This window comes from Komagataeibacter rhaeticus (assembly GCF_011611525.1).
Classification (GTDB): Bacteria; Pseudomonadota; Alphaproteobacteria; order Acetobacterales; family Acetobacteraceae; genus Komagataeibacter; species Komagataeibacter rhaeticus.
This window is the reverse complement of the sequence record NZ_CP050139.1, coordinates 3,563,601-3,584,360: the sequence shown is the minus strand read 5'-3', so window position 1 is coordinate 3,584,360 and position 20,760 is coordinate 3,563,601. Positions and strand designations below refer to the sequence as shown.

20 protein-coding genes, 1 tRNA gene and 5 pseudogenes are annotated in these 20,760 nt (G+C 56.5%); 11 read left to right on the top strand and 15 right to left on the bottom strand.

Annotation, left to right across the window (positions count from 1 at the left end; all coding sequences use genetic code 11):
- Nucleotides 1-4: 4 nt before the first annotated feature.
- A pseudogene (trbB, locus tag GWK63_RS16665) lies at nt 5-694 on the bottom strand (P-type conjugative transfer ATPase TrbB); the annotation flags it as partial.
- 543 nt (nt 695-1,237) lie between these two features.
- Here trbB and GWK63_RS16660 point away from each other — a divergent pair.
- From GWK63_RS16660 to GWK63_RS16645, 4 genes are all read left to right on the top strand, one after another.
- Entirely contained in the window at nt 1,238-2,170 is a 933-nt protein-coding gene (locus GWK63_RS16660; protein WP_139064318.1) for a hypothetical protein, read from the top strand.
- 2,113 nt (nt 2,171-4,283) lie between these two features.
- On the top strand, nt 4,284-4,520 hold the full coding sequence (locus tag GWK63_RS16655) for an HU family DNA-binding protein (protein ID WP_166498199.1): 237 nt from the start codon (nt 4,284-4,286) through the stop codon (nt 4,518-4,520).
- A 78-nt stretch (nt 4,521-4,598) separates the two neighbouring features.
- Complete coding sequence (locus tag GWK63_RS16650; protein WP_039999970.1) at nt 4,599-4,880, top strand: AbrB/MazE/SpoVT family DNA-binding domain-containing protein; 282 nt, start codon at nt 4,599-4,601, stop codon at nt 4,878-4,880.
- On the top strand, nt 4,861-5,250 hold the full coding sequence (locus tag GWK63_RS16645) for a type II toxin-antitoxin system VapC family toxin (protein WP_007400229.1): 390 nt from the start codon (nt 4,861-4,863) through the stop codon (nt 5,248-5,250). Before GWK63_RS16650 ends, GWK63_RS16645 begins: the two co-directional genes overlap by 20 nt.
- Nucleotides 5,251-5,520: 270 nt before the next feature.
- Here the strand turns inward: GWK63_RS16645 and GWK63_RS17620 are convergent, their stop codons facing one another.
- Both GWK63_RS17620 and GWK63_RS16635 read right to left on the bottom strand, forming a co-directional pair.
- Nucleotides 5,521-5,730, bottom strand: a complete 210-nt coding sequence (locus GWK63_RS17620) for a hypothetical protein (protein ID WP_456305971.1) — start codon at nt 5,728-5,730, stop codon at nt 5,521-5,523.
- Nucleotides 5,731-5,741: 11 nt separating this feature from the next.
- A pseudogene (locus tag GWK63_RS16635) lies at nt 5,742-6,721 on the bottom strand (DUF932 domain-containing protein); the annotation flags it as partial.
- 310 nt (nt 6,722-7,031) lie between these two features.
- Between GWK63_RS16635 and GWK63_RS16625 the strand changes: the two are divergent.
- The 3 genes from GWK63_RS16625 (at nt 7,032) to GWK63_RS16615 (ending at nt 10,969) form a co-directional block, all read left to right on the top strand.
- Entirely contained in the window at nt 7,032-8,132 is a 1,101-nt protein-coding gene (locus GWK63_RS16625) for a Fic family protein (protein WP_007400732.1), read from the top strand.
- A gap of 378 nt (nt 8,133-8,510) precedes the next feature.
- On the top strand, nt 8,511-9,956 hold the full coding sequence (locus GWK63_RS16620) for a tyrosine-type recombinase/integrase (RefSeq protein ID WP_007400730.1): 1,446 nt from the start codon (nt 8,511-8,513) through the stop codon (nt 9,954-9,956).
- 86 nt (nt 9,957-10,042) lie between these two features.
- On the top strand, nt 10,043-10,969 hold the full coding sequence (locus GWK63_RS16615) for a ketopantoate reductase family protein (protein ID WP_007400729.1): 927 nt from the start codon (nt 10,043-10,045) through the stop codon (nt 10,967-10,969).
- A 186-nt stretch (nt 10,970-11,155) separates the two neighbouring features.
- On the opposite strand, the gene GWK63_RS16610 is transcribed toward GWK63_RS16615, so the two are convergent.
- From GWK63_RS16610 to GWK63_RS16570, 9 genes and pseudogenes are all read right to left on the bottom strand, one after another.
- Nucleotides 11,156-11,548, bottom strand: coding sequence for a type II toxin-antitoxin system death-on-curing family toxin (locus GWK63_RS16610; RefSeq protein ID WP_007400727.1), 393 nt, complete (start codon nt 11,546-11,548; stop codon nt 11,156-11,158).
- Nucleotides 11,545-11,772, bottom strand: coding sequence for an AbrB/MazE/SpoVT family DNA-binding domain-containing protein (locus tag GWK63_RS16605; protein ID WP_007396477.1), 228 nt, complete (start codon nt 11,770-11,772; stop codon nt 11,545-11,547). Before GWK63_RS16605 ends, GWK63_RS16610 begins: the two co-directional genes overlap by 4 nt.
- A 173-nt stretch (nt 11,773-11,945) precedes the next feature.
- Complete coding sequence (locus GWK63_RS16600) at nt 11,946-12,329, bottom strand: type II toxin-antitoxin system VapC family toxin (protein ID WP_040000190.1); 384 nt, start codon at nt 12,327-12,329, stop codon at nt 11,946-11,948.
- Nucleotides 12,326-12,664 (bottom strand): type II toxin-antitoxin system Phd/YefM family antitoxin, encoded by a 339-nt coding sequence (locus GWK63_RS16595; protein WP_007400724.1) that lies wholly within the window; start codon nt 12,662-12,664, stop codon nt 12,326-12,328. The genes GWK63_RS16600 and GWK63_RS16595 overlap by 4 nt, the downstream gene beginning before the upstream one ends.
- Nucleotides 12,665-12,672: 8 nt before the next feature.
- Nucleotides 12,673-13,237: pseudogene (locus GWK63_RS17355) on the bottom strand (tyrosine-type recombinase/integrase).
- 221 nt (nt 13,238-13,458) lie between these two features.
- Nucleotides 13,459-13,764: a CcdB family protein gene (locus GWK63_RS16585; protein WP_007400721.1), complete on the bottom strand. Its 306-nt coding sequence runs from the start codon at nt 13,762-13,764 to the stop codon at nt 13,459-13,461.
- Nucleotides 13,765-13,965: a type II toxin-antitoxin system CcdA family antitoxin gene (locus GWK63_RS16580; RefSeq protein WP_010512663.1), complete on the bottom strand. Its 201-nt coding sequence runs from the start codon at nt 13,963-13,965 to the stop codon at nt 13,765-13,767.
- Nucleotides 13,966-14,151: 186 nt separating this feature from the next.
- The gene (locus tag GWK63_RS16575; protein WP_007400719.1) at nt 14,152-15,522 is read right to left on the bottom strand and encodes a hypothetical protein; all 1,371 of its coding nucleotides are present in this window, start codon (nt 15,520-15,522) and stop codon (nt 14,152-14,154) included.
- A gap of 357 nt (nt 15,523-15,879) precedes the next feature.
- Nucleotides 15,880-16,353 (bottom strand): PIN domain-containing protein, encoded by a 474-nt coding sequence (locus GWK63_RS16570; protein WP_237701125.1) that lies wholly within the window; start codon nt 16,351-16,353, stop codon nt 15,880-15,882.
- A gap of 34 nt (nt 16,354-16,387) precedes the next feature.
- Between GWK63_RS16570 and istA the strand changes: the two genes are divergently transcribed.
- Nucleotides 16,388-17,638: an IS21 family transposase gene (istA, locus tag GWK63_RS16565; RefSeq protein WP_007396168.1), complete on the top strand. Its 1,251-nt coding sequence runs from the start codon at nt 16,388-16,390 to the stop codon at nt 17,636-17,638.
- A complete protein-coding gene (gene istB, locus GWK63_RS16560) occupies nt 17,635-18,480 on the top strand; it encodes an IS21-like element helper ATPase IstB (protein WP_007396167.1) in 846 nt (281 codons plus the stop codon). The genes istA and istB overlap by 4 nt, the downstream gene beginning before the upstream one ends.
- Nucleotides 18,481-18,548: 68 nt before the next feature.
- Here istB and GWK63_RS17495 read toward each other — a convergent pair.
- The 3 genes and pseudogenes from GWK63_RS17495 to GWK63_RS17590 form a co-directional block, all read right to left on the bottom strand.
- A pseudogene (locus GWK63_RS17495) lies at nt 18,549-19,024 on the bottom strand (hypothetical protein); the annotation flags it as partial.
- Between the two features lie 248 nt (nt 19,025-19,272).
- A tRNA-Met gene (locus GWK63_RS16545) sits at nt 19,273-19,349 on the bottom strand.
- A gap of 68 nt (nt 19,350-19,417) precedes the next feature.
- Nucleotides 19,418-19,513 (bottom strand): annotated as a pseudogene (locus GWK63_RS17590) (IS5/IS1182 family transposase); the annotation flags it as partial.
- A gap of 28 nt (nt 19,514-19,541) precedes the next feature.
- Between GWK63_RS17590 and GWK63_RS16540 the strand changes: the two are divergent.
- Both GWK63_RS16540 and GWK63_RS16535 read left to right on the top strand, forming a co-directional pair.
- Nucleotides 19,542-20,039, top strand: coding sequence for a hypothetical protein (locus GWK63_RS16540; protein ID WP_166498177.1), 498 nt, complete (start codon nt 19,542-19,544; stop codon nt 20,037-20,039).
- Complete coding sequence (locus GWK63_RS16535; RefSeq protein WP_146750217.1) at nt 20,036-20,749, top strand: hypothetical protein; 714 nt, start codon at nt 20,036-20,038, stop codon at nt 20,747-20,749. The genes GWK63_RS16540 and GWK63_RS16535 overlap by 4 nt, the downstream gene beginning before the upstream one ends.
- Nucleotides 20,750-20,760: the final 11 nt, after the last annotated feature.

Below are 20,760 nucleotides of genomic sequence, written 5' to 3'. Positions count from 1 at the left end.
TGTCTCCGCTCACCTCGCCAATCGGAATGCGATCGGGGCGCAGGCGTAGCGACGACCGGACCAGGTCGGACAGCGTGACAATGCCGTCCTTGGTCCGCAGCGCGACAAGGTTGGGAGCCGCGCATTGCAGTTCACGGGTGTCCTCGATCAGCACGACGCGGTCGCCACTGGTGGCGATCTCCGCCAGCAGGGCGTTCACCAGGGTTGTCTTGCCTGTCGAGGTGCCCCCGACGACAAGGATGTTCCGGCGCTGGCGGACAGCCTCACGCAGGATGTCAGCCTGCGTGGCGGTCATGATTGCGGACGCGGCATAGTCAGCCAGTGAAAACACCGCTACGGCGGGACGCCGGATCGCAAAACAGGGTGCTGCGACCACAGGAGGCAGCAGCCCCTCGAACCGCTCCCCTGTTTCTGGTAGTTCAGCAGAAACGCGGGGACAGGCAGGATGGACTTCTGCCCCGACATGATGGGCAACGAGCCGCATGATACGTTCAGCATCGGCCGCATTGATCCGGGTGCCCGTATCCTCCATTCCGCCTGCCAGACGGTCGATCCAGAGCCGTCCGTCAGGGTTGAGCATCACCTCGGCGATGGCGGGATCGTCGAGATGACAGGCAATTGCGGCTCCCAGTGCGGTACGCAGCATGCGGGCTCCACGGGCAGCCGCTTCGGAACGAGGAGAAATGACGGACATGGAAGGCCCCGGCGACAGGCCTCGCAAGCGAGGCAGTGACGTAACGGGGTCAATTAGAAAAAGACACGGCCATGCAAACGCAACAAGTCAGTTGCGCGATAGGGCACGCGGATAAAAAAACTTGCGACCGGCAGGATGCAGGCTGGTCACGCTATTCGGACCATCCAAGACAATGGGCCACATGATGCCACCGATGATAGGGAAGCACATTCAGAATTGGTAGAACTGTATAAAGACGCTGCCAAAAGAGCCTTCATAATGTCGTCTTTGGGGGGATTCAGGTCTGTCCGCTTTACAGCGTGAACATTCAAGAAGCTGACATCATCTACCAATCCCGATGCAGTTCAAACGTCTCTACGGCCATACGCAGCACTGCCTGCAGTGACGAGAGGCCGTAGCCATTACCCGTTCGGTCTTGTCCGGCGTCTCCGTCAACGAGCAAGCTTTTTTCTCTCCCGACAATTGCAGCTCACTAACATTGTGCTAATTGGGAGAGATGTTCGCTTTCCGCTAGTCCAAACTGATCATAGGTATGATTTGAAAATGTTGAAATCCTCTCAAGACTATTCGTGCATTTCAGACATTGTAAGTTTCATAGACGAATCAGGTATAAATGGACTTGTTCGGAATCTTAAGCCGCAGGATGATAAAAAAATATCTCTTATTTGCGCTTTACCTATCCCGGCAGAAGATATTCCCTTTGTAAGGCGATTGATCGAGCCCTATTATAAAATATTCCGTGATGCCGCACCCATCGGTCAGAAGTTGCACGTTACTTCTGCCTTTGCTCCAGATCAAGAACAATGGCGCGTCGCTGCAGAAGTGGCGCGCGACGGTATATTTGATGTTATCAAATCTCGCAGGCTAATCATTGTCTATGCTGCAAGAAGAGCTGGACGCACACGTTTGGCTTATGAAAGAAATAAAGAAGATAGAGTTAGAGCCACAATCATTAACCAAGAGAGCGATCTTACTATACCTGGAATAGAAAGACCAGGAAACGAGTTTACTTTAGAGTTGCCGATGCTTACCCTTTTGGCTAAAATTAATAGCCTTCTAAGCAAATTGGGGAGACTGCGGTCGGATATCTGTTCTGACGAGATTGATCCAAAGTGGAGACGTGCATATGGAGAGATAATAAAAGATCTGCATGAAATTAGAGAAAGTAATTTCTATGTGATAAAAAGGAAAATCAGCACGAATAAGATTGTAAAGTTCAACGCAAAAATAAAACTAGAAACAAACATAGACGAAATTCCGTCTCGAATCGGAATAATTCTTGATCCGAAGAAAGGTCAGTGTGTCAGGGACGACCCACTTATATTTATGGCAGATATCGTTGCAAATCATTTGCACAGACACCTTTCTTTTCTTGATATTGCGTCCCCTCTAAATGCTTCAGAAAGTATAACAGGTTGGGAGTTGAAAACTCGGACAGTTATTAGCCAGAATCCATGCTTGCTAGATATTGTCTAACCTTCTGGGTGGAATGAGCGAGATGCACATTTTGGGTGCAATAAAAGCTTTTTCCGGTCATTATTTTCCAGAGCAATCGCTTGCGGTGCATAACACCTTCTAGGGCGACGCCCCTCCGACCAACTGGTCCGTAAACGGCCGGAACAGGGCGGGTTGCGGCGTAATCAGGAGGAGGAGAAGGGATACCGCTTAGGGCATTCGGGCACTCCGAGATGAAGACTCATCGCGATGATCAAACGCAAAAGGGGAGGGGCGCATAGATTTGTTGCACGGATTCGGCTGTTACGGTCGGGGCCTGCGAACCGTCCGCTTTAGATTTTTTTGCCAAGGCAAAATGGACGTTCGATATGGACTGAGTCCCGTTTTATTTGCTCTGTAGCAGATGGCACATCGCGAGCCGACTTGGCTCTCGATTGACAAGCCACTTCGGAGTCTCGCTACAAGCCCCAGCCATTGCGCGGTTTTACAGATAAAGACTTGGTGTTCTGGAGTAAGTCTGTCATTGCATGTAAATTCTTTTGAAATTGATTTCACGCCACGCCGAATCTTAAGGCGACGCGGGCGTCACTAGGTCTGGCACAGGGAGTTGCACTTGATTTCGACGATCTCGAAGTCGCCTTACGAGATGATTCTGGAGTGATCGCCCACCAGACCACTATGGCAACAGGACGCTCTCAAGCGGATCGTTACTCAGGGCGAGGTTGGACCTTCCGACGTCGATGATCTTTTCCAGTTCTGCTTGAAGGGCCAAGGAAAAACCGGCATTACCCTTGAGGCGGTCCCGCTGTCCGAAGCCGATCGATTGACACGCATCACCGCCGGCGGCGCGGTCTCGCTACGGTCGATAAGCAACGTGACGAGGGCCAACCGTCTGGCATCCGACCAGACGCTTCCTTTCGCCCCCACTGGTCTCACCATTATCTACGGAGACAACGGTGTCGGTAAGTCGGGCTATGCACGAATTCTGAAGCGCGCCTGCCGCGCGCGGTTCAGCACACCGATCCTGCCGGACGCGATCGAAGGGCGAGGTGTGGGTGCTGCGAGTGCGACTATCGCTTGGGCGGATGAGGGTGTCGATTGTCCGCCCGTCCAATGGACCGACGACGGTACACCGCATCCAGTCCTGTGCGCCATCAGCGTCTTTGACCGCGAATCCGCCACAGTCCACGTCCGCGACCAAAATGAGGTCTTCTTCCGCCCCTTCGGTCTTGATATCCCGGATGAGCTGGCGGCTGCGTGCCTAGCGGTGAAGGAGAAGCTGACCCTCGAGCGAGATCGGCTGAATAAAGCCCGAGACCCTGTCTTTCAAATGCCCACATTCAGCCAGACCTCGAAGGTGGGCCGCATCATGGGATCGCTCCGAGCCGATACGGATTTGGCCCCTCTCCGGGCGCTGGCGACGATGTCCGGCGAGGAGCTCGAACGACTTGCGCGCCTATCGGAGGACCTAGCCGGCGACCCGGTGAAGGCAGCAGCGATCGAACGGGCTTGGGCCACGTCGCTAGATCGCTTCGCCACATATATCGAGGTCATCCTGGCCGAGACCAGCAATGATGCTATGGCGGCGCTTCTCACAGCCATAACTGAGGCAAGAGACAAACGGACCGCCGCACAAATGGCCGCTGGCGCCGCATTTAGCACTGCCTTTCTAGTGGGCGTTGGCGAAGGTCCTTGGCGAGCTTTGTGGGAGGCGGCGCGCCGCTATTCAACGGAGGCAGCTTACCCCGAGAAAGCATTTCCGGTTGTCGGGGACGACGCCGCCTGCTTGCTGTGCCAGCAGCCTCTGAATCCAGAAGCTCAGGCGAGGATGATTGCCTTCGAGGCGTTCATCACTACCGATACCGAGCGCCACGCGCTGGAGGCAGAAGCTGCACGCGACAAGGCAGTCGACCGGCTCACAGCTGCCACCGTGCGCTTCGCATCCTTCCAGCATCTGGGTCAGCTTGGCATACGCGCACCGGAAGCAGCCAAGCTGACGCGGCGTTCTTTAGCAGTGGCACGTGCTCGGCGATCCCTCGGACTAACGGCCGCAAGGGATGGTTCCGCACCGACTAGGCCGCGCCCGCCAGGATGTTGTCATGCGGGTCGAACGGATCTTGGCCCAGAGGCTGACCTGAGCAATGCCGACACCCGCAAGGTCATCGACGCAGTGGTCGAGGCCATGACCCAGGCTGCGATCAGGGGCGAGGAAGTGACCCTGCCGAACTTCGGCAAGTTCAAGGTCAAGGATGTACCAGCCCGGGAAGGCCGTAATCCGGCGACGGGTGCCACGATCCAGATCGCGGCTTCACGCAAGCTAGGCTTTACCCCGGCCAAGGCGCTCAAGGACGCGTTGAACGGCGGGAAATGAACGTCCCTTGGGAAGGATCGGCTTGCATCTGGCAGGGGCGATCCTTATCTTACACCTGTCTTACAATGGAGACAGGTGATGCCAGCCGATCCCCTCACCACAACCGTCTCGACCAAGGGGCAGGTGATCCTGCCCAAGGCGCTGCGCGAACAGTTGCACTGGCCCGCCGGAACACGACTGGTGGTTGAAAACACCGAACGCGGTGTCCTGCTTCGTCCGCTGCAGGAAGCTTTCGCGGCCACCCGGCCCGAAGATGTATTTGGCAGCCTCCCGCCCACAGGCGGCCCGAAATCGATTGATGAGATGCAGGCAGGTCTGGACGCGGAAATCAGGAAACGCCATGCGCGCGGTCGATACTAACATCATCGTCCGCTACCTGACGGGCGATGATCCGAAACAGGCCGAAAAGGCGCGTGCGGTGGTCAACGGGGAGTTGGTCTTCGTGCCACGCACCGTCGTGCTGGAAACCGAATGGGTTCTGCGCGGGGTGTATGACATGCCGAAGAACAAGGTGATCCCGGCCCTGCGCGCCTTTGCGGGCCTGCCCACGGTCACGGTCGAGGATGCGACGCTTGTGGCCCATGCCTTCGATTGGGCGGAAGCGGGCATGGACTTTGCGGACGCGCTCCATCTTGCCGCGGCAAAGGGCTGCAGCGGTCTTGCGACATTCGACAGGCGTTTCATGCGCGCGGCCACCAAGGTTGGCACGCTGTCGGTCAGCGCCCCCTGATCCGCTTTTACGTTTTTCCGGCAATGGTATCCTCCAGCCATCCGTAAGTAGCAATCCATGCCACCGTCTCCCTGCTTCCCAGATCAATGACGTGCGCACCGCCTCCGAAGGCGTTCACGCGCGGCCGTGTGCAGGTATTGGCCCATTGAAAGCCCCAGCGGCCAGTGAGCCGGAATTTATGGGCGCAGCGCAGGACAAAGACGACCACCTGGGCAGGATCACCCGTCCTATCGTCCCGAATCCACAGCCTGCCGGCTCCATGGGCAGGTTCTACCGAGACGGCAAACGGTATCCCCCTGCGTCATCGATCTGGTACTCGGCCAGCAGATCCAGATAGATCGTCATCGCGCGGGCAGCGTTGCGTGCGGAACCGACATCAAGAACGCACGAGAAATGCGTAAAGAAGTCCGCCATGGTCTGTCTCCATGAAAACGCAGAAGCCCGGCGCAGGGCCGGGCCTGGTGAAACCACACGGTTCATCTCGGAACGTATCAGATCACTTTTTCCATCAGCTTGCGTGCCCTGCCCTCCATATCCAGCCGTGTGTCCTGGTTGGTCTTCGTCCGCGCCAGCGCCGTGATCCCCTGTGCAAAATCGAACACACTCTCGGGCTTGCGTCCCTCCTCGTTCAGTACCGTCTCGATGATTTTGGTGGTTTCCGGTTTGGAGAACCCACGACGACGCAGGAAACTTTCCCGATCTTCATCGGTTCTGGCCACCAGCGCCTTGCGCGAGGCCTGAATGCCAGAGACGAACGAGGCCGGGCTGGCCGTGACGAAATTCCGTAGGGCCGGCGTGGCCTGATGCACGAAACGCGAGGCCGCGAACTTGCTATGCCGGATCGTGATCTGTTGGAAATTTTCCACGCCCCACAACATACAATTTTGGCACACTCCGCGCAGATAAAACGACGCAATACCAAGACTCTTACTGCCGACTTCCGAATTCCAGGCATAGAAGCCCCGGAAATAGAGATCGGGGTCACCATTGGGCAGGCGTCCGGCCTCGATCGGATGGGTATCGTCGACCAGAAACAAGAAGACATCGCGATCCGATGCGTAGAGCGTCGTGGTTTCCTTCGTGATGTCGACATAGGGATTGTGGGTCATGGTGGCCCAGTCGATCACACCCGGCACCTTCCAGTTGGTATCGCCTGTGCCATCGCCAGCGATCTTCCGCACGGCGCCGACCAACTCATGGTCCCAGATGCGTCCGTAATCGGGACCGGTTACGGCACGCAGTTCGACGCGGCCGTCCTCGTCTCCAGCGTTTTCACCAGTTCGGCGCGGTGCGACAGCAGGCCGTGCTGCAGGTTGATCGCCGCCAGTGGTGCAGGAAGATTGCGCAGGTACGACGAAGGGGCACCGACAAGGCTGCACATTTGGCCAAACGACCAGTGGGTGGGCACGATCGGGTCATTCTGTCCTGGCACGGTCAGGGTCAGACGCTCGGCATTGGTCGATCCGGCCTCACGTACCACGCACGGTACGGGGGCCGTTTTCGCCAGTTTCTTCTGCTTCACCAATAGTTCGAGGGCACGAAAGCGACGCCCACCGGCCGGAACTTCATAGGTACCGGTCTCGGTCCCTTCGCCGTGACGATTTCATCCTCGCACATTTCGTGCGGGGGCCGTCCACAACATCACCTCTCATTATGGAATGCTGCGGGCCACTCTGGGTTCGTACGCAGCATAATCCGTCACGCCGAAGGATCGATAGATTAGACTTCTATCAATCATAAAAATGCGATAGAATGATTGATAGAGCCTTGGGATATCAATCATGCTTTGGAATTGGCAGCTTCCGGACTGGCCACATTTTCACTTCGAGAAAAGCTGTCTGCGAGACGCCGAAACGGAGTTCCTGAAAAGTTCAGGCGTGGTCGTCGGTGCGATGCAGCATCTGGACAAAGACGCCAATCAGCATCTTGTCGTTCAACTCATGTCGCAAGAAACGGTCGAGAGCTCCGCTATTGAAGGCGAGGTGCTTGATCGGGCCAGTGTGCAATCGTCGATTGCGCGACACCTTGGCTTCGCCACAGACAGGCGACGTTCTACGCCAACTGAGGCTGGGGCCGCTGAATTGATGGCGGACCTCTATCGGCATTATGCGGCCCCTTTGACTGACCAGAGTCTCTTTGAGTGGCATGCCATGCTCATGAATGGTCGGCGAGATCTGGATGTCATTGGCAGGTATCGGACGCATGCCGAGGCAATGCAGATTATCTCCGGCCCCATCCATGCGCCGCACATCCACTTCGAAGCCCCGCCATCTCGAAGCGTCCCTTCGGAGATGGCGCAGTTTATCGGCTGGTTTAACAGGACCGCCCCAGGCGGGATCGACCCCTTGCCCGCGATTGAGCGGGCTGCGATTGCCCATCTGTGGTTTGAGACCATTCATCCCTTTGAAGATGGAAATGGTCGCATCGGACGGGCTATTGCTGAAAAAGCATTGGCGCAAACCCTCGCAGCCCCAACGCTGACGGCGTTGGCCGCGACCATCAATACATACAAGAAAGCGTATTATCTCGAACTGCATCGGGCCAGCAAGACGAACCAGATAGAGAACTGGATGGTCTGGTTCTCTCAGGTCGTGTTGGAGGCGCAATCCCGCACGCTTCGGAACATCCGGTTTCTTATTGAGAAAACGCGGTTTCTGGATCGCTTACGCGGAAAACTGAACAGTCGTCAGGAGAAGGCCCTGCTTCGAATGCTGGCAGAAGGGCCTGATGGTTTTCAAGGTGGCCTGAGTGCCCAGAATTATCGGTCGATTACAGGGGCGACGTCTGCCACGGCGACGCGTGATCTGGTTGATCTGGTGGCGCTTGATGCTCTTATTCGGACAGGAGAAAACCGGTATGCCCGGTATTCTCTTCGTCTCTGACAAACATGTAGTTTACTGTTCAGCCACGAAAAAACCTTCAAGGTCGCTGCTTATGGACGCGGATAATCTGACAGAGCTCCCGACCGCGCTGGATAGCATTTTCTGCCACGATTAACTGGACGGTGCCAAATAGGTGGTTGGTAAAATAGGATTTCTGTTCCCATTCATGAGGCATTTCGACAAAAATCCCAAAATGCGCTTGTTCCAGAGCCTTTCCACCCTACCTGCCTGTCTGCCCCTCCCCTGCTGCCCGCGTAGCGGTCGGCTCTGTCCTGCCGAACCGATCGCCCAGCCTAGGCCGGGCCAGCGGAAAAGAGGCAGGGGCGACCCCGGTCACCTTTTCTGCACCCAGGGGTCTTCGGACCGGGAAAGCCGGTCATGCTGAGCGACATCCGCATCCTCGGCTCCAGCAGGCGCGCGCAGGCCGCGCTGCACGCCCGCGTTGACCATTTGACACGACAGCGTCTGGCCGAGACACAGGACCCGGCGCGCTGGTGCGAAATCCTCTCGACCGCGCGGTTCACCCCGCCCCTGCCCCTGCTTCTGGCGGGCATCGAATTGCCGGACGGGACCTATTCCCCGGATACCCCCCTCGCCCAGGGCGTGCCGTATGCGTCGGCTGCCCAGCAGATGGCTCAGGACCATGTGGCCGATGTCCCATCGGGGTTCGAACTGGCTGTCGGACTGGAAATCGACGACGGTACGCCCAGCTTCCTGGCCTGGTTCCGGCCGATCCAGCCCGTAGGAGCCTGTCCCAAGACGTCAGACGCATCGCCTCCTGCGCCCGTCGGCCAGCCGGCTGCTGCCGTCGCGCAATGGTTTTCCGTCGTCTCGACACAGCCTGTGCCCGAACATGATGGCCGCCTGGCCACGGCCCGTCAGGCGGCCGATGCTTATATGCACCGCAGCAAGGCCGAAAACACGCTGCGCACCTATCGCGCCGCCGTGCGGTCCTGGTGTCGCTGGGCTGCCGGTCATGCCCTGCCCGCCCTGCCGGCCCGCGGCGAGGATGTTGCCGCCTATCTGGCCGACATGGCGCTGCAGGGCCGCAGGACCAGCACCATCGACCTGCATCGGGCCGCCCTGCGCTACCTGCATCACCTGGCGCAGATTGCCGTACCCACCGCCCACCCGATGGTGACCGCAACGCTTGCCGGCATCCGGCGGGAGGCAAAGGAGACCCTGCCCCGCCAGAAAACCGCGCTCACCTGGGACAGGCTGGTCCGGGTCGTCGAAGCCATCAGTCCACATGATCTGGTCGGTGCGCGGGACCGGGCCATTCTCCTGATCGGTTTTGCTGGCGCGTTCCGGCGCTCCGAGCTTGCTGCACTGAAGGTGGACGACATCACGGTGGACGAGGGTGGCATGCAGATCCGGCTGGGCCGGTCCAAGGGTGATCCCCAGCGCAAGGGTACTCTGATCGGCATCCCGCGGGGCCTGACCCGGAACTGCCCGGTTCTGGCATACGAGACCTGGCTCCGGCAGGCCGGGATCACGGAAGGTCCGGTCTTCCGGCGCATCTGGTCCGCGCGGGGCCACAGGGCGGGAGTCACTCCCGTCGGAGCCCCGCCCAGGATCGGGCCGCACGCCCTGTCGGACCGGGCAGTCACGGACATCATCCGCAAACGATGCGGCGACACCCACCTCGAAGGGGATTTTGGCGGGCACAGCCTGCGCCGCGGCGCCATCACCACGGGAGCGAAAGACGGGTATGATCTCCTGGAACTGAAGCGCTTCTCGCGGCACAAAAGCCTTCAGGTCGTCGAGACCTATATCGACGCGGCCAGCATCAAGGCCCGGCACCCGGGAAAATCGAGATTCTGAGTCTGTCTTGACCCCTGGCTCCAGAGCGCTTCAACGTGTCTTCAACTGCAACACGTCAGGGCGGATCAAAGAGAGGAAACAGCGTGATGGGCTCCAGAATTCTTGTTGTCGGCGCGGGGGCCGTGGGTGGGTATTTTGGCGCCCGCATGGCCAGCGCCGGGCATGACGTGACCTTTCTGGTACGCGAAAGGCGCCTGCAGCAGCTCCGTGCCGAGGGGCTGTGCCTGATCAGTTCCGTGGGCGACGCCACCATCGCCCCCCGGATGGTGATGGCCGGTGGGATTGAGGGTCCCTACGACATCATCCTGCTCAGCGTAAAAGCCTATTCCATGACGGCGGCAATGAACGATTTCGCGCCTGCGGTGGGACCGCAGACACGGATTGTCCCGCTTCTCAACGGCATGCAGCATCTTGATATTCTGGCAGACCGCTTTGGCCCTGCCGCGGTCATGGGAGGCACGTGCTTTATCGTCAGCATGCTTGATGCGCAGGGGCGCATTGTCCAGACGGGTTCTCTGCCCCGTCTTTCGATTGGAGATCGGGTAGGCGGCGATACGCCAGTGACACGCAGTATTGCGGAAGCCCTGTCGGGTTCCGGATTTGAAACGGTGTGTTCCACCCACATCCTGCAGGACATGTGGGACAAATGGGTCCTGCTCGCCTCCCTGGGCAGCATCTGCTGCCTGATGCGCGGAACCGTGGGGGATGTCGCCAGCCAGCCAGCAGGTCAGGCCTTTGCGCAGGCGGTCATCCATGAATGTGCGTCAACGGCGGCGGCGGCTGGTTATCCCCTACGGGATGCCACGCTGAAGGGCACTGTCAGTCTCCTGACGAAAACGGACTCCACCCTGACGTCCTCCATGTTCCGGGATCTGCTGCAGGATGCTCCTGTGGAAGCACAACAGATTATTGGTGACCTGGTCAGGCGGGCATGCGCGCTTCAGATCCCTACGCCCATCCTGGATCTCACCGATCTGAATCTGCGCGTGTATGAACAACAAAGGCACGCATGAAGAGGCACAGTGCAGATACGACGTCCCAGCGGACATATCCACTTCACAGATCATGCCCGCCTTGCTCAAAGATAATTTCTCCCTGCATGAACAGCCGGAATGGAACGTCTAACTTGAGGGAAATCTGACAGTTCGTTGAACGGCGGAGATGAGGCGTAAGCGGACATATCCGTGTCAGCAATACTCTTATGGAAGTTGATGCTTCCGCAGCCAAATGGCGAATTCTGTCTCATCGATTTTTCTTTCGACCAGAGCGACCATGCGCTCCACCACGTCAGGCGCAGTGATGGCGACGTTCTGGCCGTTTGCTTTGAGAAACAACACACAGCAGGCCCAGCCAGTCCGCTTGTTGGCGTCATTGAACGGGTGGTTGCCCGCAATGCCGAAGGCATAGGCGGCGGCGATGTCAAACAGATCGACAGGAACTGGATCCGCGTAGTGATAGCGGTTCAACGGTCGGTCTAACGCGCTATGCAGCAAGTCCGCACTTTTGATTCCCTGCGCGCCACCATATTCGCGCAAGGCGCAATCATGCAGGAACAGCACAGCATCAACCTCGAGAAACTCCGGTTCGTTCACCGTTTCGCCAGTTCCTGAAGTGCGTCAGCCTGTTCGCGCAGCACTTCACGGGCAAGATCCATCTGGCGTTCGAGCTTGAGGTTGCGCTTCACCAGCTTAATGCCGTCAGCCAACTCGACCAATGTGAGTTCTTGCCCGATCTCCAGACCCAGTCGAATACGGGTCTCCGCCGGCAGCGTGAGCCCGACCGAATTGCCCTGCTTGCGCAGAGTGACCGTTTCCATGGCGCTCTCCTATCTTACGTCTCGTAAGATAATGAAGTTTGGATCACAATACCAGACTTCTGTTCTCTTATCCCGAGGCTAAATTGCGTGATTGTCACGATGTCCGGTATTGAAAAGGAAAAATGGGCATCCCGATGATCAACATGAAGGCATATTCTGACGGCAGTTCTGCTTCACGAACAGCGTATTCGCTTGATGGGGTAATGATCCATTTGTCCGTCTTCCGAAAGGAATGTGGCGTGTTCAACTTGCGCCTGCGCCATCAGGAGGTGGTCAAACGGATCACGATGATGCAGAGGCAAAGACATAAGGATCTGCAGGTGTTCGGGTTGTATTTGCAGCAGAGAGAAACCTTCCTCAGGAATGGCTGCCAGAATGTCGTTCATATCCGCATCCAGTTTTCCAATACGGATTTTGATCGCAATCTCCCATAATGACACGATGCTCACCAGAATATCGTGGGCCGGATCTGCGATGATCTCCCGTGCATTCTCACCCAGCAGGTTGGAGTCCGAAAGCCACCACAGCAACGCATGCGTATCGAGCAAAACCTTCACAGGCCGCGTTCCATACTTTCAAGAATATCTGCCGGTGTCTGATCAAAATCTTCGCTCATTCTGATCCGCCCGCGCAATGCGCCTGGTTGACGACGGGGACGATAGGAAGAAGCTGGCGGCCGCAGTTCAGCGACAACCTGGTCGTGAGACGTCACGAGGATCGTGCTACCCTGTCTGACCTGACGCAGATACGCCGTCAGGTTTCCCCGGAACTCCCGAACACCGATTTTCTGTGGAGATGATGCGTTATCTGAAAGATGCTGGCTCATGGTCTCCTCCTTATGTGTCATCATAGCATGTACACACAGGGAGGAGGTAAAAAATTCCCGAGGCATATTCGATTTCAGAGATCCGTGGCTTCCGACAGTGCCAGAGCGTCCTCGACATCCACCCCAAGGCATCGAACCGTACTATCCAGTTTTGAATGACCAAGCCGGATCTGCACTACTCGAATATTACCGGTTCGTTTGTAAATCATGGCAACTTTCGTGCGGCGAAGTGAATGAGTTCCATATTCACCAGGTATAAGTCCCACCGCTTGAACCCATTGATCCAGAAGCCGGGCGTATTGCCTTGTGCTCAGATGAGCTTGGGCGGCTTGGAAAAACATACTCATTCAAGCCACCACCGCGATGCTTCAGCCACGCTCGCACACTTTCGCGCGTCGTTTCCGTAATCTTAAACTGCACAGGTCGCCGGGTTTTCTGCTGCTCGACCATGGCCCGGTGACGCACCTGACCGCTGGTAACGATGTCGCCGATACGAAGACTGACAAGATCACAGCTTCTGAGTTTGCTGTCGAGAGCAAGATCAAACAACGCTCTGTCTCTGACACGCTGTTCGTTCCCGAGCCAGAACCGAATAGCCCAGACATGCTTTTCTTTGAGCGCCGGCTTGGCGCCAACCATTTTTCCTGCATTCCAGGGCACGGACTTCTTCAGCGTAGGCGTTGGAAAACGAGTTGTCTTCTCCATGATACTTTCTCCTGATCAGCTGCTGATGCAGCAATCAGAAGTCTGGATGATAATATCGGCGGATAACGAGAACTATTGCCGACCGCCCGCTTTCTGGAAGTCCGAATGGCTCCGCTTATGACCGACATGAGGCGTAAGCCGATCACTGTCGCGTTTTAGAAACCTGCGAGAAGCAGATCGAGCGCCTGAGTAATTTCGTCCTGACAAAGCGACAATGAAGCAATGATCTTCGTCAGATCACGGTCAGGAACTGCGGCCATAAACTGCGTCATCATGACGAAGGGACAGTCGTCAACCATAAACACCGGGTTCAGCCTCTTGGCAGGCTTTGGTGCGGTTCTCTGCGGCAGCAGCGGAACAACGACACGGGTACCCAAGGCGTCCAGAAGATCTGCCTGCACATCCAGAACGAAACGTGCTTCTCCCCGTCCGGCCAGACGATACACATCAAAACGGGCCATTTAGAAGTTCCGATAGTCCGCCAGGGGAAGCCCGTTCTCTTCAACATACTGCCGTGAGGCTTCGAGGGAAGCGCGATTGTCTGCCAGCCATTGCTGAGCACGGATCGACGCGATAGCTGACTTAAGCCCCTGCTCGCAGGCCTGCGATATGTTGAGATCTAACGACTTGGCTTCTTCGAGCAGCTGAGCGGGTAGCGTCACATTTGTGGGGCGACGTGATGGAGTGCCGGAATGCACGCGAACCATAGCTTTGCTCCTATTATACTGGCAACCAGCATATAGCACATGTTTATGCGCATTTGTATGCTCATATTTTTATGCGAAGGTACGACCGTTTTCTGGAGGCCTCAACGGCTTTCCTTATGGCCGACATGAAGCGAAAGCGGACTATTTCCTGAGCCTGATGATTCCGAGTTCGTTCCACATCCACCCGAAATCGTAGGCAGCCATGGCACCGCCACTCCCTTGGGCGTGGACCGTAGTGTTTTCGATATCCTTCAACCAGATGGCCACCTTTTTACGTCCTGAGGCTGTCTGGACGGCCTGGCGCGGCGTCAAATCCCCCAGGGCCGGGACTGGCTCATCAAGCACCTGCCGATAGTGCCGCTCCAGCATCTGCCCGATAATCCGGGCTTCCTCCTCGGGCGGGATCTGCAGTTCTGGCGAGACCTCCCGTCCATGCGTCCCCCGGTCTTCCATCGCCTGCGCCGGCGTCATGATCTGCGTGAGCGGAGCGCGCACGAGATCTCCCAGACCAGCCTGCAGCATGGCACGACCACGTTCGGCACGCTCTTTCGAGTTCACCTGCAGCCGCAACTGCCGCCCCTTCAGATCCAGCGTGCCCAATACGATCGCACCATCATCCATCTCCGTGCGCAGGAACCGCCCGTTTTTATCCCGTCCAGCCTTGCGCACGGGATCGCTCATCGGCTCTTTCAGCCAGTTCCAGAACGACCGGCTCTCTGCCCGCAGGGCTGCCATCCCGTCAAGCACGTCCGCCACTGTCTTCTGCGTCACGCCTTTTGCCAGCGGAAAACACACTTCATGGAAGACCAGATCCTCTCCGTCCCCATTGAACAAAGCTGGGCCCTCCATCTGCCGGGCCATGTCCTCCAGTGTCCGGAACAGCCAGGTCAGCGTGAACATCGGCGCAAGCTCACGCAGGGTCTGCGTATCGACTTTCGGAAACTCCGCCTTGCCCCGTCTTTTCCGCAGAGCCCTGTAAAGGTTCGCAGCCAGATCTTCGCAGGCACCCCGTGAATAGGCGAGTAGCCCGCCTGCCAGAATGGTCTTCCCATCGGACGGCACCAGACGTGCTGCAATCCGGTCCCACTGCTCCAGTGTCCGGGTTGCCGTGCCTTCATGCACCAGAACCGGATCAGCACCCCGCAGCAGGTCACGCGCCATCAGGCTCTGGCCGGGTTTGATGTCCGAGACTTCATACAGGCTCATGACCGAAGCCTTGAGGGCACGCATGTAGGCGCTGTTACGCGGCCCTTCCTTCCAGCCCCGACGCTTGAGGTAAACGTCGACGAAGTTCCGGCCATCATCCCGGTCCTGCCCGAGAAAATCCTCAAAGGCGCAGCCCCATAGCGTCATGGCGACGTCAGGACCGATCATCTCCGCCAGATCCTCGAAGGTGATGTCACCCGCTTCCAGCGCCGGACCGATGTGATCGGCGAGCACTTCGCCAAAACACTCCTGCCAGTCCTCCTGACCGAGATAACGGATCAGTCCCGTGAGTTCGTCTGCGGCCATGGCTGTTACTGCGTTTCCTGAACCTGACTCGGTGAGGCCGGAACGATATCCCGAAACAGGCATCAGGGCACCCTGCCCCACATTCACACACATGTGACCTTCGACAAAATTGCGCCGGATTACCTTTTCATCTGTTTCCTATGTGTTTCCTGCAGGGAATTTCAGACAACAAAAAACCCGCCGTGTGCGAGCGGTTTTATCGTGTCAAATCAAGGATTTGTATCTGGTTTCAGGGGGCCTGCAACCAAAGAAGACTGCTGCTTGTCAGCGGGTTCGTAGAGAAGCTCGCTGCATGACATAGTCGATTGATAAACAATCGTTTTTATCAATATTCTGTCTCGCCGCAGCCTTTCCCGGTCAGACCGTGTCAGTCAACCAGTCCTCGGTTCGAAGACCTTCCACCCGCTGAAATTCCCGCAGATTGCCGGTCACCACAATCAGCCCCCTGCTCCGGGCATGCCCGGCAATCATGAGATCATACGGATCTATGATACGGCCATTCCGTTCAAGAGCAGCCCGAATGTCCGCTGTATGGGCGGCCGCTTCACTGTCGAATGGCAGGACCGCCAGCCTTGCCGCGAAGTGCTCGACCTCACGCCTTGTGTGCACGGGATCAGACGAGCGTTCCGCGCCATAAAGCAGCTCATACAGCACCACGTCCGAGATGCAGAGTTCCTCCGCACAGCTGTTGAACCTCGGACGCAGCCCCTGCGGTCGATCCTGTGAGTGCTGGTTGTAATCTCCCCAAATGTGCTGGTTGAAAATTCCCCAGTTTGAGGACTGTGCGTGATCGTCATGGGGGCATGCCCCCATGACGATCACGCGGCACATTTATCCCTGCTGATGCCAAAGGAAGGGCGAGCAGGTGATAGGACTCAGGGAGGTCGTTTTGATCCAGGAACTCAAAAGACAGGGGCTCAGCATCAGCGCCATCGCGCGCCAGACAGGGCTCGATCGCAAGACAGTGAAGAAGTATCTGGCCAATGGGCTGGAGACTCCAGCCTATGCACCGCGTAAACCGGTGGCCAGCGCAGCAGAACCTTATCGAACCTATCTGTTGGAGCGGATGGCAAGTTATCCCGGACTTTCATCGCGCAGGCTGCATCGTGAAATTCGCGACATGGGATATGACGGTGCCTATTCATCGCTGACGGAATATCTCCGGCAAATCCGCCCCCCGCTGCCCAGGCCTTATGAGCGGCGCTTCGAGACCGGAGCCGGCGTTCAGGCGCAGGTCGATTTTGCGGAATTCCAGACAGTCTTCACCGGCGAGCCAGGCATCGTGCGCAAGGTCTGGTTGTTCAGCATGGTGCTGGGGCACAGTCGCTGGCTGTGGGGACGTTTCTGCCCGAACCAGGGTCTGGAAACAGTGATGCGTTGCCACATCGCCGCCTTCGAGGCGATGGCGGGCTGCTGCACGGAAATTCTCTACGATCGCATGAAGACCGCTGTCATCGGTGAGGATGATGCGGGCGTGGTGACCTACAATGCCTCGCTGGTGGCGCTTCTGGCCCATTATGGCAGCGCCCCCAGAGCCTGCCAGCCCTATCGCGCCAAGACCAAGGGCAAGGTCGAGCGACCCTTCCGCTACATCCGTCAGGACTTCTTCCTTGGCCGCAGCTTCCATGATCTCGATGACCTCAACGCCCAGTTCGACGTCTGGCGCGCGGATATCGCCAACGCGCGGGCACATGCCACCACCGGGCGGATCGTGCAGGAGCATTTTGCACAGGAGCAGCCCCATCTGCATCCATTGCCTGCCCTGCGCTACGATGCTGTTCTGAGCGTCGAGCGGCGGATCAGCCGCGAGGGGATGGTGGCGGTGGCCGGCAATTATTACAGTGTGCCTGACACTGCCCGCCGTCGCGTGGTCGAGATCCAGCACCATACACATGAAGTCCTGATCTTCGAGGAAGGGAAACTCATCGCCCGGCATCCCGTGCTGGAAGGCAAAAACCGTAAGCGGATCGAGCCAGGCCACCGCAAGGCCCCACCGGTTCAACACGCCGAGATGTTGCCGACGACACCGGCGGTGCCGATCCTCCAGCGTCCTCTGGCTTTCTACGGCGCGGTGGGTGAACGCCTGGCCAACATCAATGCCAAAGGGACCGCATGATGTCTGTCACCGAACGCATCCGACAAAGCCTGCTGGCTCTCCATATGGCACGCGCCCTCGAAACGCTTGATCACACGCTGGGCAGGCTGGAAAAGGGCGAGATCAGCGCCATCGAGGCCATCGACGATCTGCTGGCCGAAGAACTGAACCTGCGCGAGGGACGGCGCATCAGCGTAGCACTGCGCACCGCCCGCCTCATGCCGATCAAAACTATCGAGAGCTTCGACTTCTCGTTCCAGCCTTCACTCGACAGGCATCGCATCACCGCGCTGGCCCAGCTCGAGTTCATCAATCGGGCCGAGGTGTTGCATTTTCTGGGCCCGCCAGGCACCGGAAAATCCCATCTGGCCACAGCCATCGGCGTGGCCGCCGTCAGGGCCGGACGCAGCGTCTATCGCTGCTCTCTGGCAGAACTGCTCGAGGCGCTCACCAGAGCCGAACGCGAGGGGCGTCTGGCCGAGAAAATTCGCTTCTACACGCGGGCTTCGCTGCTGATCGTCGATGAAATTGGCTACCTGCCAATCACGCCAGGTGGTGCCAACCTCTTCTTCCAGCTGGTCAATGCCCGCTACGAAAAGGGAGCGATGATCCTGACCTCCAATCGCGGTTTTGCCGAGTGGGGCGAGGTCTTCGGCGACCCGGTCGTCGCCACCGCGCTGCTCGACCGGCTACTTCACCATGCTGTCGTCGTCCACATCGAAGGTGCCAGCTATCGCCTGCGCCAGCATGCCGATCTGATCCCCGAGCATACACGGGCCCACGCCAATCTGATGCCACCGGCAGCGCCAAAGCGCCGCGGTAGGCCCCCAAAGCATGGAGCTATCGATCACCTCAATGGCTGATCACCATATCCGTGCTGGGGAATTTTCCGACAGCACATGTGGGGAATTTTGAAACAGCATTTACACTCCACCGTCTTCTGCGTCACGCCCTTTGTCAGCGGAAAATACACATCATGGAAGACCTGGTCCTCCTCGTCTCCATTGAACAGCGCTAGGCCATCCGCCTGCCAGGCCATGTCTTCCAGTGTCCGGGTTGTTGTGCCTTCATGCACCAAAACTGGATCACCATCTCGGAGAAGGTCTCGCGCCATCAGGCTCTGGCCGGGTTTGATGTCCGAGACTTCATACAGGCTCATGACCGAATCCTGGAGGGCACGCATATAGGCGCTGTTACGTGGCGCTTCCTTCCAGCCCCGACGATTGAGGTAAACGTCCACGAAGTTCCGGCCGTCATCCCAGTCCTGCCCGAGAAAATCCTCGAAGGCGCAACCTCATAACGTCATGGCAACGTCGGGGTCGATCATCTCCGCCATTCCGCGAAACAGTCCTGCCTGTCCTCCTGACCGAGATAACGGATCAGTCCCGTGAGTTCGTCTGCGGCCATGAGGCTTTCCTGCTACTTCCGTTATGGACAGCAGAGGGGAATACTGTCCTGACTCGACAAGACAGGATCATACCCTGAAACAGGCAACGGGATGCCCCTCCCCGCTTTCACGCATTTGTGAAAGTGGACAAAATTGCGCCCCGGTACCTTTCCGTCTGTTTCCTATGTGTTTCCTGCGGTGGAAATTTGGACGCAAAAAAGCCGCCTCTGAGGGCGGCATTTTTTGTTAGATATCAGTATGTTCGGCTTGGTTGCGGGGGCAGGATTTGAACCTGCGGCCTTCAGGTTATGAGCCTGACGAGCTACCGGGCTGCTCCACCCCGCGGTGGTAAGGGGAGACTGGAAGACCTGGCGGCGACCGACTTTCCCGTGCCTTGAGGCACAGTATCATGGGCGCTGGGGCATTTCCCACTCCGCATCGCGAAGGTCGCTTGCATACTCCAGGTCGTCCCGGCGATACTGCGCGCGGGTGATTTCAGTCCAGGCCATCTTGATCTCATCAGGTTATCGCAAACCCATGAATCATAATCCACTGAAATCACTCAACTCATTTTCGGTCAGACACTTAGACGATGGGAATGGACTGGGGAAAGTTATTTTTACAAATAGAATTCAAATTAACGAATCAATGCGCCTTGCCTTTTCTGCAGCCCCTATTATTTTTCAAGATGAAATTATTAAGAAATCTGACATCCGTGTAACTGTTGTTAATGATGATGTGATATCGGTCCAGATTCATTCACAGGAACATTCCGACACAAGAACAGATTGGCGAAAGGGGGCGAGGGTTGATTTGAATTATTCTATCTTTGACCTGCCAGATCATATTGAAACTCAATGCGTTAAGATTGTTCAAAGTTTAGGTTTGCGATTTGCTGCTATCGATTTAATCTTAGATAATCAAGGAGATTTATGGTTTCTTGAAGCCAACCCCAATGGACAATGGGCGTGGATCGAACAGCGCACGGGAGCGCCTATTACTTCAAAGATTGTTAATGCTCTTGAAAAGATATGAATATGACGTGGTGTGATAGTATTTTGTTCGGTATATTCCCAATAGTTTTCTCTCAAGAAAGAAACGAAGAATTTGAAAATGATCAGCATGAAATAGAAGAGTTAGAAGAAAAAATTAGTCAACTAACATTTTCAGACCACGCGAGCGAAGCGTTAGCTGCAGCCGAGAGGATCGCGGATGCTCAAACACAACGGCGACGCACGGCAGAAACTAAGGCATCGGCATATCTAGCTGTACTGGCCGCCCTAGTTCCTGTGATTATCAGTATAGAAGGAGCAGATTGGGAGAAAAAAACGGGTCCAGCGCCAGAATGGTTAAGGCTTATTATCCTTGTTTCAGCCATAATTTACACAGGGGCCGCTGGATGGTTCGCAGCTAAAACATTAAAAGTTTCGGGATTTTATACTGTTGGGGTTTCTGACATTGTTGATGCTTACAGCAATGGAAATGCAGATGAAGAATTGGCAAAAAATAATCTTTTAAGTGTCAGAAAATCTCAGTATTCAGTCAATGAAAAAGTAACAAATATTAAATTATCTCATGAGCATTTACTTAGAGCTTTTTGTTGTTTTTTAATTTTATTAGTTTTAGATCCTTCTTTTGTTTTTATAAAATCCATGAATAAAAATCACGAGAAGGATCTAAAAAACAGCAAAAATCAACATGTATATATAAAAATACCACCTGAGTATTATAAATTAAACGGATAGTATTTATTTTT

What these genes read in the sequence shown, in the direction of transcription:
- GWK63_RS16660 (WP_139064318.1), top strand. Translation starts at nt 1,238, where the DNA reads ATGTTGAAATCCTCTCAAGACTATTCGTGCATTTCAGACATTGTAAGT.
- GWK63_RS16650 (WP_039999970.1), top strand. Translation starts at nt 4,599, where the DNA reads ATGCCAGCCGATCCCCTCACCACAACCGTCTCGACCAAGGGGCAGGTG.
- GWK63_RS16645 (WP_007400229.1), top strand. Translation starts at nt 4,861, where the DNA reads ATGCGCGCGGTCGATACTAACATCATCGTCCGCTACCTGACGGGCGAT.
- GWK63_RS17620 (WP_456305971.1), bottom strand. Translation starts at nt 5,730, where the DNA reads ATGAACCGTGTGGTTTCACCAGGCCCGGCCCTGCGCCGGGCTTCTGCG.
- GWK63_RS16625 (WP_007400732.1), top strand. Translation starts at nt 7,032, where the DNA reads ATGCTTTGGAATTGGCAGCTTCCGGACTGGCCACATTTTCACTTCGAG.
- GWK63_RS16620 (WP_007400730.1), top strand. Translation starts at nt 8,511, where the DNA reads ATGCTGAGCGACATCCGCATCCTCGGCTCCAGCAGGCGCGCGCAGGCC.
- GWK63_RS16615 (WP_007400729.1), top strand. Translation starts at nt 10,043, where the DNA reads ATGGGCTCCAGAATTCTTGTTGTCGGCGCGGGGGCCGTGGGTGGGTAT.
- GWK63_RS16605 (WP_007396477.1), bottom strand. Translation starts at nt 11,772, where the DNA reads ATGGAAACGGTCACTCTGCGCAAGCAGGGCAATTCGGTCGGGCTCACG.
- GWK63_RS16595 (WP_007400724.1), bottom strand. Translation starts at nt 12,664, where the DNA reads ATGCCTCGGGAATTTTTTACCTCCTCCCTGTGTGTACATGCTATGATG.
- GWK63_RS16585 (WP_007400721.1), bottom strand. Translation starts at nt 13,764, where the DNA reads ATGGCCCGTTTTGATGTGTATCGTCTGGCCGGACGGGGAGAAGCACGT.
- GWK63_RS16575 (WP_007400719.1), bottom strand. Translation starts at nt 15,522, where the DNA reads ATGGCCGCAGACGAACTCACGGGACTGATCCGTTATCTCGGTCAGGAG.
- GWK63_RS16570 (WP_237701125.1), bottom strand. Translation starts at nt 16,353, where the DNA reads ATGTGCCGCGTGATCGTCATGGGGGCATGCCCCCATGACGATCACGCA.
- istB (WP_007396167.1), top strand. Translation starts at nt 17,635, where the DNA reads ATGATGTCTGTCACCGAACGCATCCGACAAAGCCTGCTGGCTCTCCAT.
- GWK63_RS16540 (WP_166498177.1), top strand. Translation starts at nt 19,542, where the DNA reads ATGAATCATAATCCACTGAAATCACTCAACTCATTTTCGGTCAGACAC.
- GWK63_RS16535 (WP_146750217.1), top strand. Translation starts at nt 20,036, where the DNA reads ATGAATATGACGTGGTGTGATAGTATTTTGTTCGGTATATTCCCAATA.